Origin of the sequence: Thalassospira sp. HF15 (assembly GCF_011806525.1) — a bacterium.
GTDB lineage: Bacteria > Pseudomonadota > Alphaproteobacteria > Rhodospirillales > Thalassospiraceae > Thalassospira.
On sequence record NZ_JAAVKI010000013.1, the window covers coordinates 13,121 to 28,979 of the forward strand.

Annotated in this window: 14 protein-coding genes; 6 read left to right on the forward strand and 8 right to left on the reverse strand. The window is 52.4% G+C overall.

Going from position 1 to position 15,859, the window contains the following annotated elements:
- Positions 1 to 71 precede the first annotated feature (71 nt).
- From HED22_RS19420 to HED22_RS19435, 4 genes are all read left to right on the forward strand, one after another.
- Complete coding sequence (locus HED22_RS19420) at positions 72 to 686, forward strand: LysE family translocator (RefSeq protein ID WP_175581331.1); 615 nt, start codon at positions 72 to 74, stop codon at positions 684 to 686.
- 63 nt (positions 687 to 749) lie between these two features.
- Positions 750 to 1,025, forward strand: coding sequence for a type II toxin-antitoxin system HigA family antitoxin (locus tag HED22_RS19425; RefSeq protein WP_217701920.1), 276 nt, complete (start codon positions 750 to 752; stop codon positions 1,023 to 1,025).
- Between the two features lie 239 nt (positions 1,026 to 1,264).
- Entirely contained in the window at positions 1,265 to 2,644 is a 1,380-nt protein-coding gene (locus HED22_RS19430; RefSeq protein ID WP_167725403.1) for an AAA family ATPase, read from the forward strand.
- Positions 2,641 to 3,513, forward strand: a complete 873-nt coding sequence (locus HED22_RS19435) for a DUF4435 domain-containing protein (RefSeq protein ID WP_167725405.1) — start codon at positions 2,641 to 2,643, stop codon at positions 3,511 to 3,513. The genes HED22_RS19430 and HED22_RS19435 overlap by 4 nt, the downstream gene beginning before the upstream one ends.
- A 5-nt stretch (positions 3,514 to 3,518) precedes the next feature.
- Here the strand turns inward: HED22_RS19435 and HED22_RS19440 are convergent, their stop codons facing one another.
- Positions 3,519 to 7,487, reverse strand: a complete 3,969-nt coding sequence (locus HED22_RS19440; protein ID WP_167725407.1) for a NahK/ErcS family hybrid sensor histidine kinase/response regulator — start codon at positions 7,485 to 7,487, stop codon at positions 3,519 to 3,521.
- 149 nt (positions 7,488 to 7,636) lie between these two features.
- Here HED22_RS19440 and HED22_RS19445 point away from each other — a divergent pair, with 149 nt between their 5' ends.
- Complete coding sequence (locus tag HED22_RS19445; RefSeq protein ID WP_167725409.1) at positions 7,637 to 8,029, forward strand: hypothetical protein; 393 nt, start codon at positions 7,637 to 7,639, stop codon at positions 8,027 to 8,029.
- Between the two features lie 84 nt (positions 8,030 to 8,113).
- Here HED22_RS19445 and HED22_RS19450 read toward each other — a convergent pair whose 3' ends face one another.
- The 3 genes from HED22_RS19450 to HED22_RS19460 form a co-directional block, all read right to left on the reverse strand.
- A complete protein-coding gene (locus tag HED22_RS19450; RefSeq protein WP_064790814.1) occupies positions 8,114 to 9,214 on the reverse strand; it encodes a TRAP transporter substrate-binding protein in 1,101 nt (366 codons plus the stop codon).
- A 258-nt stretch (positions 9,215 to 9,472) separates the two neighbouring features.
- A complete protein-coding gene (locus HED22_RS19455; protein ID WP_167725411.1) occupies positions 9,473 to 10,564 on the reverse strand; it encodes a TRAP transporter substrate-binding protein in 1,092 nt (363 codons plus the stop codon).
- A gap of 166 nt (positions 10,565 to 10,730) precedes the next feature.
- A complete protein-coding gene (locus tag HED22_RS19460) occupies positions 10,731 to 11,231 on the reverse strand; it encodes a hypothetical protein (RefSeq protein ID WP_167725413.1) in 501 nt (166 codons plus the stop codon).
- Positions 11,232 to 11,479: 248 nt separating this feature from the next.
- Between HED22_RS19460 and HED22_RS19465 the strand changes: the two genes are divergently transcribed.
- Entirely contained in the window at positions 11,480 to 12,799 is a 1,320-nt protein-coding gene (locus tag HED22_RS19465) for a globin-coupled sensor protein (protein WP_175581332.1), read from the forward strand.
- Between the two features lie 82 nt (positions 12,800 to 12,881).
- Here HED22_RS19465 and HED22_RS19470 read toward each other — a convergent pair whose 3' ends face one another.
- The 4 genes from HED22_RS19470 to HED22_RS19485 are packed head-to-tail and all read right to left on the reverse strand — an operon-like array spanning position 12,882 to position 15,496.
- On the reverse strand, positions 12,882 to 13,802 hold the full coding sequence (locus tag HED22_RS19470; protein WP_167725416.1) for an energy transducer TonB: 921 nt from the start codon (positions 13,800 to 13,802) through the stop codon (positions 12,882 to 12,884).
- 1 nt (position 13,803) lies between these two features.
- Complete coding sequence (locus HED22_RS19475) at positions 13,804 to 14,211, reverse strand: biopolymer transporter ExbD (RefSeq protein ID WP_167725417.1); 408 nt, start codon at positions 14,209 to 14,211, stop codon at positions 13,804 to 13,806.
- Complete coding sequence (locus HED22_RS19480) at positions 14,208 to 14,597, reverse strand: biopolymer transporter ExbD (protein WP_167725418.1); 390 nt, start codon at positions 14,595 to 14,597, stop codon at positions 14,208 to 14,210. Before HED22_RS19480 ends, HED22_RS19475 begins: the two co-directional genes overlap by 4 nt.
- 23 nt (positions 14,598 to 14,620) lie before the next feature.
- A complete protein-coding gene (locus tag HED22_RS19485; protein WP_167725419.1) occupies positions 14,621 to 15,496 on the reverse strand; it encodes a MotA/TolQ/ExbB proton channel family protein in 876 nt (291 codons plus the stop codon).
- Between the last annotated feature and the right edge of the window lie 363 nt (positions 15,497 to 15,859).

Consider the following 15,859-nt stretch of genomic DNA (forward strand, 5'->3'; position numbering starts at 1 on the left):
AATTCCGTTCAAGAATGACGCGGCGTCTCTCCGTAGATTGATCGCAACGCAGTCAAACGAACGGATGCAAAATGATCAGTCTCGATTTCCTGATAACCTCTCTTATCATCGTCGTCCTGCCTGGCACGGGCGTGATCTATACCCTCGCCCTTGGACTGGGGCGCGGCATGAAAGCCAGCATCTGGGCGGCGTTTGGCTGCACGCTTGGCATTGTTCCGCATATGACGGCCAGTATCCTTGGCCTCGCCGCCCTGCTCCATGCCAGCGCGCTCGCCTTTGAAATCGTGCGCTATCTTGGTGTGGCGTGGCTGCTGTATATGGCCTGGGGCATGTGGCATGGCACCGGTGCAATGAAAGTCACCGCTAATGAAACCACTACCGGCGTGCTTAAAATCATCCGCGACGGGATATTACTCAACCTGCTCAACCCCAAACTGTCGCTTTTCTTCCTCGCCTTCCTGCCACAATTTGTTAGCGCTAACACGCCCGATACAACGCTAGAAATGACCCTGCTCGGCCTGATCTTCATGGCAATGACGTTTGGTGTATTTGTGGTTTATGGCTGCTTTGCTGGCGCATTGCGCAGTCACATCATCGAACGCCCAAAAGTCATGGCATGGATAGGCAAGGGTTTTGCCGGGGCCTTTATTGCGATGGGGGCAAAACTTGTGTTCTCCAGCCGATAGAACAACATTGTGCCCCAATCACTGACTTATGGTAACCTATCCCTGATTGAAGGAAGTCGCACCATGCAGAAGCCCGATACCATCAAGACCGAAGCTGACTATACCGCAATGATGGCGAAGCTTGAAGAGTTTTGGGATGCCAAACCCGGCACACCTGAAGCCGATCAGCTCGAAGTGATTGGTATCCTGATTGATCAATATGAAGCGCAACAATTATCGATTGCAGCAACCGATGCGGTCGAGGCTGTGTTGTTTTACATGGAGCAGAACGGATTGGAACGCGCAGAACTGCAAGCTACTTGGCAATCGTTCCCGCGCGTCAGAATTCCTCAATCATAAAACTGGCATTTCCCTGACTCAGATCAGGAAACTGAATGAGGCTTGGAACATTCCGGCAGATTTTTTGATACAGCCGGTTCGGGAAAGTGCATAGGACAAGAAATAAGTCTGTTCCCTTTTTTAATCCCAACGCAACTAAAGTTAATTTTCGGATTTACAATTTCCATTTTACATATCTTTGATTGATTTATATCCTTCTCACACCATTAAAACGCACAGATTACGGGTGGCAGATAGATATGCGAGTCAAACGTTTCCGCGGAACATCAGTAAATGGGTATCTAAATTTTGATGTTGGTTTTTTTGATGACCTAACTTTTGTCACCGGCATCAATGGGTCGGGTAAAACCACTGCATTAAACTGCATTTTTTCCTTACTCATGCCGAGACTTGACTACCTCAATGACCAAGAATTTGAGGAAATATCAGTAGATATCGCCACACATCAAAACGAAAATGTAACTCTTACGGTTAATAAAAATGAGAACTACACCGAAATAACGTGTTCAAAATTTCCAAGCGAAAAACTTCAAATACCTTTAACCTTTCACGACGATTCTTTCGCATCGTTTAAGTTTCGTGAAGATGAAAATGAAATATATCAAGAATTAATTGATAAGAATCGTGAAAACTCAGTTCTCGAGTTTATACTTAGCCTTCCCACTCCAATGTATTTAGGGCTCGATCGCCGTGTAGTTTCTCTTGATGAGAACAACACGCATCAAACATGGGGACGCCGCCTAGGAAAAATCGCAAAACGCAGAAACGTGTTTGGACGATCACTTGGAGAGAGCTTAGAGGAAGCGTTAGACTTCGCGCAAGACAGCTATAGAAAAACAATGAAGGAGAAGTCCAAGCTTGATGCTTATTTTAAAGAAGAACTTGTGATTACATTACTAGATTTTCCTCCCGTAATTTTCGATGGGAAAATATCGCCTCCAACGAAAGCGGAAATTAAAGAGCTCGAGGATGCAAAACGCCACATTAAAGATCTACCCCACTTACTTAAGATAAGTGATGATGCGATATTCAAAAACATTGAGCCTTTATTTTCTCATTTAGATAAAACTATTGCATTAATTGAGAAGCAAAAAAAGGCGAGAGCTAAGAAGACTGATAAAGATCGCTTCACGGAAGTCGAAGCAATTTTTTCTTGGAATTATAATAAAACACATTTTTGGAAACTGACAAAACTTTCCGAGCAAATATCCGATTACAACAAGAAATCTGATGAGATTTTTGAGAAAACAAATAGATTTCTCCGAGCTGTAAATTCATTCATGAAAGATAGCGGAAAAAAAATTCAATTTAATGAAGTAGGTGAATTACTTTTTTCCCAAGAAAGCAAAAACAAACGATGGCAACTTAAATCTCTCTCATCTGGGGAGATACAGCTAATTGTTATACTTACTCACCTTCACTTCAACCCAGAAGTTGAAAACGCCAATATTTTTATCATTGATGAACCAGAGCTGTCTCTTCATGTTCAGTGGCAAGAGAAGTTTATTGACGAGATAATAACTGCTTCAACTAACATTCAGTTCATACTTGCAACTCATTCCCCATCAGTAATTCTCGACCGAACAAACAAATGTAAAGACATCTCGTTAATATCATGAACACATCCGTCAAATTTTCTCCCCGTGCGGCACAGGGCTTAGCCCACTTGCAAGCTAGAAAAAATGATATTGCGATCTTCGTTGAAGATTCTGCCGGTCGCAATATGTGGAAACGCATAATTAAAAGATTTATTCCTGAGGGTATACGTGTTGAGAACGTAAACCCGCTTGGAAACAGACAGCAAGTAATAAATGCATGCAAAGCAGATCAAACAAAAACCGCAAAACCGAGACTGTATATTATCGATGCCGATCTTGATTTGTTGAAATCAAAGAGAAAGCCGAAACTCAAGCACTTATACAGACTTAGGCGATATTGCATTGAAAATTATTTAATTCAAGAAAAAAGCCTTATACAACTTGCCACAATATTTGATCATGATATTGATGAAAACACTGCTGAGGCTCACATCGACTTATCTGGGTGGCTCAAGCGAAATGAAAAATCGCTCCGTCATTTATTTGTATGGTATGCAGTCGCAAACGATCTTGATGAGAGCGTTGAAACGGTAGCACACCACATATCACGATTGTCCGATGATGATTCGGTAAAGTTCGACTTATGCCCAAGTAAAACACGCAAAAGAATCATGAATATTTACCGGCACCTACGTACAACAGCAGATACCCGTGAAATCCTGAAAAAGTACAATCAGTATAAGATAAACGCGAACCGCATGAACATCTTAGATTTTGTTTCCGGAAAGTCTTATATACTACCAGCTGTGTTTCCGTTGCTTAAACGCGATTTTGGAATGAATATTTCAAAAAGTGCTTTTTTATGTCTGCTCGCAGAACGAGTAGACCCCAAAGTCGACCCTTATTTTAGAAGAACACTTCAAAGAGAAATCAACACACGTATCGATTAAGTTTATTATTCCGCCGCATCACTCCCCAACCTATTTAACGCACGCGTCATCAACGCCCGCAGCTTGGCTGGGCGGAGCGGTTTGTTGAGCAGGGAAAAGCCCTGCTCGGCAATCAAGTCGGCGGTCTCGGTTGAACGGTCGGCGGTGATGATGACGCCCGGCACGTTAACACCGTGAACATCACGCAGCCGCATTAAGACATCCAAGCCGGTCTGGCCGGAATCAAGGTGGTAATCAGCGAGGATAATGTCCGGGGCAAAGGGTGACTTTCCATCGACTGTTTTGGTCAGGGCGTCTTCGGCAGCCTTCCCCGACTGGGCGGTGACCACAACGCAATCCCAGTTTTCCAACATGGCGCGCATGCCGTCGAGAATGGCCGGTTCGTTATCAAGGCACAGCACACGAAGCCCGCCCAATTCGCCCGCCATGCGGCGTTTGGGTTTCGGCGTGGCAGCTGTGTCGGCAACACCAAGTGGCACTTCGACCGAGAAGACCGTGCCGCGACCGGGGCGTGAGCGCACCGAAACCGTGTGGCCGAGTGATTTGCCAAGGCGGTCGACGATGGCAAGGCCAAGGCCAAGGCCCTTCACATCGGTGGTTTCCGGGCCTTCGAGGCGATGGAATTCGCGGAAGATGATTTTGAGTTTGTCTTCCGGGATGCCCGGCCCGCTATCCCAGACTTCAAGTTTCAGTTTATCGCCGCGCACACGGCAGCCGACCACGGCGCCACCGGTGCGGGTATAGCGCATGGCATTGGAAATGAAGTTTTGCAGGATACGCCTAAGCAGGCGACTGTCGCTGCGCACCCAAAGATCGCGTTTATGGACCTTGAATGTCAGCCCGGCATTTTCGGCAATCGGACCAAATTCGGTTTCAAGCGCGCCCAGCACATCATTGATGGCAAAATCACGCACGGTCGGCTGCATGGCACCCGCATCAAGCTTGCAGATATCCAAAAGCTCGTTGAGCAGTTCCTCGACACCCTTAAGCGACAAATCGACCTTGCCGACCAGATCAAGCACGTCTTCGGCCAAACCCTGCTTGCCGCCAAGGGCCACGGTAAACAGGCGCGCGGCATTAAGCGGCTGAAGCAAGTCGTGGCTGGCCGCGGCAAAGAAGCGGGTTTTGGTATCGTTCGCCGTTTCGGCCTGCTCCTTGGCGTCTGAAAGCTCGGAATTGAGCACCTCAAGCGCATGCGTTCGTTCGGTCACGCGTGCCTCAAGGCCTTCGTTGGCTTCCTTAAGGGCCTGTTCGGCGATCTTGCGTTCGGTAATGTCGTGATAGATACAGAAATAACCCAGCACTTCGCCGGTTTCGTCAAAGTGCGGAATATAGGTGCCTTCGGCATAGCGACCTTCGCGCACACCAAGGGTGGCGCGTTCGTCATTTCGGTTGCGCGTAATCGCCGGGAATTCGATTTCGAAGCTCTGGCGATAGCCCTGCAAAACCAGGTCGATCATCGGGGCGAGATGGACAAAGCGTTCCTCGCCCACCGCTTCGCGGACCGACATGCCATGCGCCTCGACGCGCCGCAGGCCAAACATCCGTTCATACGGGCGGTTGGTAAAGCGCAGGCGCTGATTTTTGTCGGCATAAGCAATCATCACCGGAATGTTGTCGGTATAGATCCGGATATTACGTTCGCTGTCACGAAGGGCCTCTTCGGTGCGTACGCGTGCGGTGATGTCTGCAATGGTGGCAACAAAGCCGCCATCAGGCATCGGGTTGGTGCGAACTTCAAGCACCATGCCATCGGACCTTTTGCGCTCATAGGTATGTGGCAAACGGCGCATCTGCGGCGCGGCATTACGGCCAAGCAGAATATCGATATCCACCGCCCGGTTGCCATTTTCACGACAGATTTGAACAAGATCGGACAGTGGCAAAGTAACCTGAATGTCACTGGTCGAAATGCCCAGCAAATCAATGAAACGGTGGTTCCACGTCGCAAGTCTAAGGTTCTGATCAAACACCCCCACCCCTTGCGAGATGTTTTCAAGCGTGTTGAGCAAAAGGTCACGGTTGAACTTGATGGCCTCGGACGCCTCGTCAAGCAATTCCATGGCATCGCGGCGCGACACGGCCTTGTCAGGCAGTAAAAGCGCCATTACCACCCGCGATGAAGCGGCCCCCACCGCCCCGGACAGCAGATGTTCGGTAAAGTTCGCAGCGTCAATATCGGCAAGATCGGTGCGCTTTGTCGTTCCGTCGCGCGATTGCAGATAATTGCGAAAGGCACGCTGTGCCCAATGCTTGCCCAAAAAGCGCGCGGCAAGGTCTTCGAGGTCACCAAGCGTGACGCGGCCTGGCCAGGTATCATTGCGTGCACGGGTATCCTTGCGCCAGACATCGACAAAGACCTGCGCCTGACGGCGTTGGGTAACACCCTGAACCCCGACTGCGGAACCAACAAACATCAGAACAAAATTCACCCCCAAGGACCAGACAACCCCATGGGTCAAATGATCCTGGATACCCACACCCAAAAGCGCCTGCGGGTTCAGAATGCCAATCCCAAACGGCCCGTCTGTCAGGATCGAGGATGGCAACAACCCGCCCTGCACAAATGTCGGCATCAAGAGCGTATAGGCCCAAAGCCCGAACCCAGAAATCAGACCAAGTCGCACCCCGGTACGGTTGATGTTTTTAAGGTAGATCGCGGCCAGAACTGCCGGGGCGAATTGCGCCATGGCCGCAAAGGACAGCATGCCAATATCGGCCAACGCATAGTTTTCCGCCAGAAACCGATAAAACCCGTAAGCCAAAAACAGAAGCCCGATAACCGCCGCACGGCGGATTTTCAAAAGCACCTGACTGACATCACCTGACATGCGTTTCTGGATGCGCTCGGAACGCAGCAAAAGCGGCATGACCAGATCATTACAGACCATCGTCGAGACCGCGACACAGGACACGATCACCATGCCCGTACTGGCCGACAAACCGCCAACAAAGGCCACAACTGCCAACCAGTCCTGCCCGCCGAGCAACGGCAAGGTCAGAACGAAGGTATCGGGATTGACCGTTGGATCATCGCCAAACATGAACAGCCCGGCAATCGCGATCGGCACGACAAAGATGTTGATCGCAATCAGATAGGCCGGGAACAGCCAGCGTGCACTCGTCAGGTTGCGGCCATCATCATTTTCAACAAAGGTCACATGGAACTGGCGCGGCAGGCAGAAAATCGCAAAACCGGCCAGCATGGTGGCGATAAAGAAATTCGAGGTCATCCACGTATCAGGGATGAACAACTCGCGAATGGTTGGGTCCGCAAGCGCCCGTCTGTTGATATCAGCAAAGCCGTCAAACATCCCGTAAACGACAAAGAACCCGACCATCAAAAGTGCCGCCAGCTTGATCAGGCTTTCAAACGCCACGGCAAGAATAAGGCCGTCATGGTGTTCGGATGAGTGGATATAGCGCACACCGAAAAGGATGGAAAACACCGCCATCAGGACGGTGACATAAAGTGCCGTATCCTTGGAAAAATGGCCTTCGGAATGGCGGACAACCTGCTGCCCCAGATCGCCAATCAACACATCAAAGGACATCGACACGGCCTTGAGCTGCAGCGAAATATAGGCCAGCACCCCGACAACCGCGATCAGGGCAACAAGGGCTGCCAGACTTTGGCTTTTGCCATAGCGAGAGCCGAGAAAGTCGGCAATCGAGGTGATGTTTTGCTTATGACAGACACGCGCGATCTTGGTCATGATGCCAAAACCGACAATCATCACCACAATCGGGCCGATATAGATCGGCAGGAACGCCCAGCCCCCAGTGGCCGCCGATCCGACGGAGCCAAAGAAGGTCCAGCTTGTGCAGTAAACTGCCAGTGACAGGGCATAGATGGTCGGCTTGAGCTTTGATGCACGCCATTTGTCGGCATATTTGTCGCCATAATGGGCTATGGCAAACAACAACCCGATATAGGTCATGGCAACAATAAAGATCAGTCCGCCCTGAATCATCCGCGCGTGGCCCTGTATGTCATTCTGTAACCGGCCGCCATATCAGGCGGTTAAAACAATCTTGTGTCCGGGACTATACCACGGCGGCGTTATTGTCTAAAACGGCGCAAATCGATTTGAGAATAAAGTTCAAGGAAAGCGTGGTTCGAATGGCTTCTGATTATGGCTTTTACGCTGGTATTTTGCGGTTTGTGGCAAAGAAAACCGAAACCGAAGACCCGGAAATCCGTATCATGATGGGGCATCTGAAGGGGATTTCAGACGCAATCGAACAGACGGGTCGATTTATGGTCGAACGCAATAATTGCGAAAGTGCCGCGCGCGCCTTTGCCGGTGTTGCCAAGTTCCTGCAGGAACGCATCCTTCCCGAGGCGCTGAATGCCGGGAACGAGGGCGCTGTCGAACAGCTTAAGTGGACGATCGAAACATCGCTTGTGCTGGCTGCCGAACTGGTAAAGCGTGCCGCCAACGAGGAGCTCAAGGATCAGGACAGGTTCATCTTTGATCTGCCCGCCGCCCCGAATGCGCCAACAGTTCACTAAGCGCAATCAAATCCCAAAAACAGGAAAGGCCAACACCCGATGGTGCCGGCCTTTCGCATTTCAGCAGTCTTACGACTTGGCGACTTAGTAGCTGCCGTTGGCGAAGACATTGGCGCGCTGGTTCAGTGCAGTTGCCTCGAATTCCTTGCCATAGGGTGCGGCTTTCTTGGCAAAGTCCATAAGCGACGCGTAAATGCGGCCATTGAGGTCATTCTTGCCTGCGATTTCTGCAATCGCTTCTTTCGCTGCACCGGCAAAGGCATTGATCAGATCGTCATTAAAGTGACGGATCTCGGTACCCTTATCCAGGATCGCCTGATAGGACTGGATGTTGTTAAACGCGAAATCCGACACCGTCTGGTCAACATTGGCCTGTGCGGCAACGGCAACGATTTCCTGCAGGTCTTCGGGCAGTTCGGCAAGCTTGTCCTTGTTGATAAAGACCTCGATGCCCGAACCCGGTTCGGCAAATGCCGGGGTGTAGTAGTATTTGGCAACCGATGCCAGACCAAAGGCATAATCGTTCCACGGACCAACCCACTCGGCCGCGTCAATTGCGCCCGACTGCAGGCTTGGCAGGATGTCGGCCGCCGGCAGAAGCGACGGGGTCGCACCAAGACGGCGCATGGCTTCGCCACCGATACCGGCATAGCGAACTTTCAGGCCCTTGAGGTCATCAACCGAATTGATTTCCTTGTTGAACCAGCCACCGGCCTGAAGACCGGTGTTACCAGCCAGGAACGGTTTGACATTGAACTGGGCATAAAGTTCGTCCCACAGCGCCTGACCACCGCCAAAACGCAACCAGCCGGAAAGCTCCCACGCCATCAAACCAAACGGAATGGTGGTGAAGAACGAAACAGCCGGATCCTTGCCAAACCAGTAATACGGGGTGGCATGGGCCAGATCGGCAACGCCCTGCTCGACCGCATCCATGCATTCAAGGGCCGGGACCAGTTCACCGGCACCATAAACGGTGATGTTCAGGCGACCGCCCGACATCTTGTTTACACGCTCGGCAAACAATTCGCCGTTTGCGCCAAGGCCCGGGGTTCCTTTCGGCCAGGGCATAACCATGCGCCAGTTAATGGTTTCATCAGCTTTGACGATTGATGGTGCGGCGGCAGTGGCGGCAAATGCGCCTGCGGCAACGCCTGCACCGCTCAGAAACGCGCGACGTTTCATTGTGGGGCTCCCAATATTGGTAAGATTTTGCGTGAAAAGCTAACGAAGCTAATTTCGTAACCTTCTTTGCGGTCAAAGTTACGTTTTTTGGCGCGGGCAACAATTCATGATTGCGGGATGCAGCATCGCCCTGAGCGCATGACATCGACATTTTATCGACAAATCTTCACCCATAAGTTCAAAAAAAAGGGACTGCCAAACTGGCAGTCCCTGATCGGGGATCGAACCTCAAGGCCCGATAAAGATGTCAGTCCGGGCTTAGTAACCCCAAACCTTTGCACGATGCATCAGGCCGGTTGCCTCGAATTCCTTGCCATAGCGGGCAGCTTTCTTGACGAAGTCAAGGTAGCTTGCCGCGATCCGGCCAGAGAGATCATTCTGGGCTGCGATCTCATCAACAGCGGCCTTGGAATGTTCGGCAAGCGTCATGATCACTTCATCCGGGAACTGGCGCACTTCAACACCCTTGTCGATCAGCGGCTGATAGGACTGGATGTTGTTGAAGGTGAAGTCCGCAAGGGTATTTTCGGCAATCGCCTGTGCAGCAAAGCGAATGATCGCCTGCAGGTCGGACGACAGTGCGTCAAACTTGTCCTTGCCGATAAAGATTTCAAGGCCCGGGCCGGGTTCATGGAAGGCCGGGGTGTAGTAGTATTTGGCAACCTGATAAAGACCAAAGGCCATATCGTTCCACGGGCCAACCCACTCGGCCGCGTCAATCGCGCCCGACTGCATGGCCGGCAGGATTTCGCCTGGCGGAATCATGGTGGCATTGGCACCGGCACGGCGCATCGCTTCGCCGCCAAGACCGGCATAGCGCATTTTCAGACCCTGCAGGTCATCAAGGGAATTGATTTCCTTGTTGAACCAGCCACCGGCCTGCATGCCCGAGTTCCCGGCATAGAACGGCACAACGTTGAATTCTGCGTAGGCTTCTTCCCAAAGCTTCTGGCCATCGCCAAAGCGGATCCAGCTTGAAAGTTCCCACGCGGTCAGACCGAACGGAATGGTCGAGAAGAAGTTAAGGGCGGGATTTTTACCCTGCCAGTAATACGGGGTACCGTGCGCCATTTCGACCACGCCCTGTTCGACGGCATCCATGCATTCGAACGGCGGCACCAGTTCGCCCGCACCATAGATCGTGATGTTCAGGCGACCACCCGACATCTCTTTGACCATAGATGCGAATTTTTCGGCATTGGTGCCAAGGCCCGGCGTGCCTTTTGGCCATGGCATGACCATGCGCCAATTCAGAGTTTCCTGTGCGGATACAACAGCCGGCGCTGCAACAGAGGCAGCAACCGCACCGGCACCCAATCCAGCCCCTTTAAGAAACTGACGACGTTTCATTTCGATCCCCTATATTCTTGTGTTTTGGTGGTTTTTTGCGCAACCACCAGCCTGCGGAGGGGGATTTTGGCTAAAACGACTGTCCTTTTCCACTATTTTTGCCGAATTTGGGAAATATTTTTTCCTGACGTTACGGAAACAAGGCTTTCAGACCTTCTTCCGACTTTTACGACCCAAGGTAGGTATTGTAATCGGCCACAAACTGTTCAACCGTCCCGGCCCCTTGGGGGGTGTTGTAATACTGCTTCCAATAGGCAGCCAGACCGTTGACATCGTTCGGGTCGCTTGGCATCGCGGCCGGTGCACGGTAATAGCGAATGCGACACAGGGCTGCGGCATAGGCCAGATTGGTTGCCAATTGTGCATCCTTGTCTGGTGTGCCGTCTGTCTGAGCCGGCTGTGGGGCAAGAAACCCGTCCACCTTGGCCTTGAGGTCTGAACGGTAATCGAGGAAATTCTCGTAACAATCGTGCAGGGTTGCGGGTTCCATCTGAAAAATGCCCAGAGCCGGACCACCGCCGACCTGTTTGATGTAATCCCCCAAATGGCTTTCATGGGCGGCCGTCCCCATAATCAGGTTTTCGGCGACATCGGACGATGGCAAACCCAAGGCTGCCAAAACCGGTTGAACAACCAGTGTGCGGAGCTGCGTGGCGTCGATTGGCATAGAACTCTCCATTCAATCAAAAGCATTCATGCCACTACGACGCTGCCAAACCCAAAATGAGAAAATATTTTTTGCATTTTCGCCTTTAACGCGAAAACACAACAGCAAACCAGCCATCCTCCTCCTTAAAAGCACAAGTATATATACGTATGTATAGTTAAACTATGCCCCCTTAAACCAACCTGTAGTAACCAAGAGAACTTTATAATTGTTCTAACTACTTGTCGTTTCTCGGGGAGAATAAAGTGATGCATCCAGACATGAAACGCCGCCTTGAGTTCATTGGCCTGGACGAACCAAAGATCAAAGAACTGAAGCGGGCATGGCCTGTTATCGAAAAAAACCTGCCGGCCATGCTTGATGAATTTTACCGCCGCGTGATGAATGACGAAGGGCTGGCCAGAATTGTCGGTGACCCTTCCAATATCGAAGGTTTGAAGAATGCCCAGAGCAAACACTGGGCCAAGCTTTTTGAAGGCGCTTTTGACCAATCATTTTATGATGATGTCCGGCGCATCGGCAAAGCCCATGAACGCATCGGATTAACCCCGGAATCCTATGTATCGGCCTATAACTTCATGCTGGGCGAAATCATTTCTGTTCTGTGCAAGAACTTCCACCGCGACGGTCAGTTGCCCGTCTTGATTACCGCCTCTACGCAAGCCCTGCTGATCGATGTCGAAATGGCCATTACGGTCTATTACGAAGAAACCCAGAAAACCTATTCCGCAAAACTGAATGAAATGTCCGACGAGTTTGAAAAAACCATCGGGACAGTTGTTTCAGCTGTATCAAGCTCGGCCACAGAAATGTCACAGGCTTCGGAATCCCTGATGAGCAGCATGCAGGAAACCCAGGGCGAAGTCGAAAAGGCACGCGGCGCGGCAGAGATTTCAGCCGACAACGCCACCACCGTCGCAGGCGCAGCAGAGGAGCTCGACAGTTCCATTCGCGAAATTTCAAGCCAGGTATCGCGCGCCTCGACGATTTCCACCGAGGTCGAAGGCTCCGTTCGGCAGACATCAGATACGATTGAGACACTCAATGCCGCCGCCGAGCAGATCGGGACTGTTGTCGACCTGATCGACAAAATCGCAAGTCAGACCAACCTTCTGGCACTCAACGCCACGATCGAGGCTGCCCGTGCCGGCGAAGCGGGCAAGGGTTTTGCCGTGGTCGCAAGTGAGGTCAAGAACCTTGCCAACCAGACCGCCAAGGCCACGGGCGACATCACCGAGCAGATCAACAATGTGCAGCAAAGCACGGTAGCAGCGGTTAACGCCATTCATGGCGTGGCAGGGCAAATCAGCAACATCGTTGATTCTGTCACCGCAATCTCGGCAGCGGTTGAGCAACAGGCGGCTGCCACCACCGAAATCAGTGGCAACATCAATGCGGTATCCTCGGCCAACCGTGACGTAAACAGCAGCCTTGAAACCGTCAATGGTACAGCAACCCGAACAAGTTCAGTGGCGTCAAACGTCTCGGACGTCGCGCGCACGCTCAAACAAAACTCGGAACGTCTGCGGGCTGACGTCGATGCCTTCATCACGCGTTTGACGTCATAACGCCCAACACCGCCGATTAAGCCTTGGCGCCGGAAAATCGCCTTGAAAACGCCAGTCCCTGGGGCTGGCGTTTTTTTTTGCCCTAGCGCAGCTGATAGGCCACCGGCACGGTCCAGATCACCTGTTGCCCGGTCATCTCATCAGGGAATGGCGGGAATTTCCGCACCCGTTTGATCAGGCGTTTGGTTTCGCGATCGAGGATGCTTGACCCGCTTGAACTGACCATGCTGGCCTCAAGCACCGTGCCATCGCGCGCAATGACAAGACGAATGCGATTTTCACCCTCGATCCGGCGGCGCATGGCGCGTTCGGGATATTCCCGATAGCGCGCCAGCATTTGCAGAACTGATGCCTGATAATCCACCATCGCGGCCTGACTTGCGGCACCACCACCGCTGCCCGATGACGAACTGGCCGCCTGACTTTGGGTGGTTGCGCCGGTCGTGCCATCGGACTTGACCGAGTTTGTCAGCCCAGAAGCCTGTGGCGTTGGCTGGGTGGCCTTTTCGCCAGGTTCTGGTGCGTTGGTCGGCTTTGGCGCCTCGGCCTGCTCCGCGGGTGGTTCGGGCTTTGTGCGCACTGGCAGGACCTGTGCCAGCTGTTGCTCGACCACCGGCTGTGGTTCGACAACTTCTTCGACGACCGGTTCGGGTTCCGGGATGGGTTCGGGCTGTTCCTCGACGATTTCCGGTTCTGGCTCTGGCTCAGCCTCGATCACGTCCTTGGCAACCGGTTCGGGTTGGGTTTCCTGTTCCGGATCCGGCTCAGTGATTTCCTCTGGCGTTTCGGCCGCCATGCTGTCGAGGGCATCGGCACTTTGGGTATCTGTTTCGGCATCGCCTGTTTCGGCCTGCCCGGCACCAAGCGAAATGCTGATACTTTGCACGGTCCCTACCCCGCCCCAACCGGATGGTTTCGGATCTGGCATGGCAAGAACGATCCCACCAATCAGGACAAGACCGGTCAGGCCGGTTGCAATCGCAAGGTCAACGCGTTTTGACATGCTATTGCTGATCCGGTTGCATTGCCGTCATCAACTGGACCTTTTCGATGCCAAGTTCCTGCAGGCGCGCCAGAAGGGTCACGACCTTGACCCCTTCGACTTCACGGTCGGCACGGATTTCGACCGGACGACCGATATAATCGGCTGGCAGCATCGACGACAGGCGATCCAACCCGCCCGTCAGATCATCAATCCCAATTTCACCAGTGCTGCCAAACCACAGCACAATGGTATCTTTCGGCTGGGCTTCGGCGGTTTGACTGGCCGGTGGATCGACTTCAAACGGGCCGAGCTTTTGCAGGCTTCCGGCAATCATGAAAAAGATCAAAAGCAAGAAAACGATGTTGATCAAAGGCAGCATCGGCTCCTGAACCGTTCCGTCCTCGGCAATCTGGATGCGGCGTTTCATTCTATGAACTCCACATCCGTCACACCACCACGCCCAAGCATATCCATTACTGTGATCAGCCGTTGCAGATTGGCACCATTGACTGGCCGCAGACGGACCGGCGAGCCGCTATAATCGCGCAAAAGCGTTGGGGCCAGGTTGGACAGCGCAATCGCATCACCATTGATCGACAGGCTGCCATTCGCATCAACCTCGACCGTGACCGGTCGGGTATCGCTTTGGCTGGTGGACCTGCCATCGGTGATGCTGACCGACATCTCGAAACCCTTCCAGTCAAGGAAGCTTGAGGCCAGCATGAAAAAGATCAGCAGGATAAAGACAACATCAATCAGCGGAGTCAGACCGATCATCGGTGATGAACCGCTGTTGCGTTCGCGCAGCTGCATGGGACGACTTCCGGAAACGGGGTTTATTCGGCGGCGTGCCGCAGTTCGGAAATGTTTGATGCATGGTGCACGGTTTTGCGGGCCAGTTCACCACGGTTGACCACCAAGGTGCAGACATCTTCCATGGTGGCTGCGGCCCGGCCAATCACGCCCTGCATCCACATATGAAACGCGGTTGCCGGGATCGCGACGACAAGACCGATTGCCGTGGTCAAAAGTGCGAGCCAGATACCGCCAGACAGCACAGAGGGATCAATACGGCTGCCCGCCCCTTCCATCCGCTGGAAAGCCTCGATCATGCCCATGACCGTTCCGAGCAAGCCCAAAAGCGGACTGAGTACGGCAATGGCGGACATGATCCGCAAACCACCATTCAGACCATCAATTTCCTTGCGTGCACGTACGGCAATCAAATCCGATGCCGCTTCGCGATCCTGTGCTGAATTGACCGGCAAACTCATGCCCGACAAACCAATGCGTGCCGCCGGGTGGCGACGGCGTGCCAGAAGTTCGGATGCTTGTGCTTGATCACCCGATGACAGGTGACGTTCAACGTCCTTTACAAAGCCATCGGCAAAGACGCCACGACGCAGGAAGCCGACCAGCTTGTAGAAGAACACCAAAAGCCCGATCAACGCCATCGCGGCCAGCACCCAGCCAACCACGCCGGCCCGGTCGACCTGTTCAATCACCGGAAGGCTGGTAAAGCCATCCAGAAGGCCATTTGACTGGATCGTCGCGTTGGTATTAACGGCAAGCCCGGTATGAGGATTTACCAACACAGAACCGTCCGCATTCAGTGTGCCGGTCGCAACACCACCGTCTGCCTGTGCGCCATCGGGCAAAAGCTGGGTTTCAGCATCCCTCGATGCGGCCGATGAATTCACTGGATCAGACATTTAACTTTCCCGATCAAAAATTTGACCATCACCAGACATCCTGCTTGATGATTTTGAAACTGATTTGCATTATCTACAGTAAATGGAATTGCGATGCAATCTCATCTGCGTGCAAAATCGTCTTTCCATGTTGCCCTCTGCCCCGGACTACAGATGTAGGGCAGCCCTTTACGGGATGGCAGCGGCATTATGGATCGGGAAACATGACGGGAAATGCGACGGGAAATACCATGGCAAAAGCCGGATATGCAAAACCCCCGGAACTTCTGGGTTCCAGGGGTTTTGAATTGGTGAGCCCGACAGGATTCGAACCTGTGGCCAACTGATTAAAAGTCAGTTGCTCTACCAACTGAGCTACGGGCC

Coding starts and splice junctions, on each gene's coding strand:
- HED22_RS19430 (WP_167725403.1), top strand. CDS start 1,265: ATGCGAGTCAAACGTTTCCGCGGAACATCAGTAAATGGGTATCTAAAT.
- HED22_RS19465 (WP_175581332.1), top strand. CDS start 11,480: ATGCATCCAGACATGAAACGCCGCCTTGAGTTCATTGGCCTGGACGAA.
- HED22_RS19455 (WP_167725411.1), bottom strand. CDS start 10,564: ATGAAACGTCGTCAGTTTCTTAAAGGGGCTGGATTGGGTGCCGGTGCG.
- HED22_RS19480 (WP_167725418.1), bottom strand. CDS start 14,597: ATGCAGCTGCGCGAACGCAACAGCGGTTCATCACCGATGATCGGTCTG.
- HED22_RS19440 (WP_167725407.1), bottom strand. CDS start 7,487: ATGATTCAGGGCGGACTGATCTTTATTGTTGCCATGACCTATATCGGG.
- HED22_RS19435 (WP_167725405.1), top strand. CDS start 2,641: ATGAACACATCCGTCAAATTTTCTCCCCGTGCGGCACAGGGCTTAGCC.
- HED22_RS19450 (WP_064790814.1), bottom strand. CDS start 9,214: ATGAAACGTCGCGCGTTTCTGAGCGGTGCAGGCGTTGCCGCAGGCGCA.
- HED22_RS19425 (WP_217701920.1), top strand. CDS start 750: ATGCAGAAGCCCGATACCATCAAGACCGAAGCTGACTATACCGCAATG.
- HED22_RS19470 (WP_167725416.1), bottom strand. CDS start 13,802: ATGTCAAAACGCGTTGACCTTGCGATTGCAACCGGCCTGACCGGTCTT.
- HED22_RS19485 (WP_167725419.1), bottom strand. CDS start 15,496: ATGTCTGATCCAGTGAATTCATCGGCCGCATCGAGGGATGCTGAAACC.
- HED22_RS19420 (WP_175581331.1), top strand. CDS start 72: ATGATCAGTCTCGATTTCCTGATAACCTCTCTTATCATCGTCGTCCTG.
- HED22_RS19460 (WP_167725413.1), bottom strand. CDS start 11,231: ATGCCAATCGACGCCACGCAGCTCCGCACACTGGTTGTTCAACCGGTT.
- HED22_RS19475 (WP_167725417.1), bottom strand. CDS start 14,211: ATGAAACGCCGCATCCAGATTGCCGAGGACGGAACGGTTCAGGAGCCG.
- HED22_RS19445 (WP_167725409.1), top strand. CDS start 7,637: ATGGCTTCTGATTATGGCTTTTACGCTGGTATTTTGCGGTTTGTGGCA.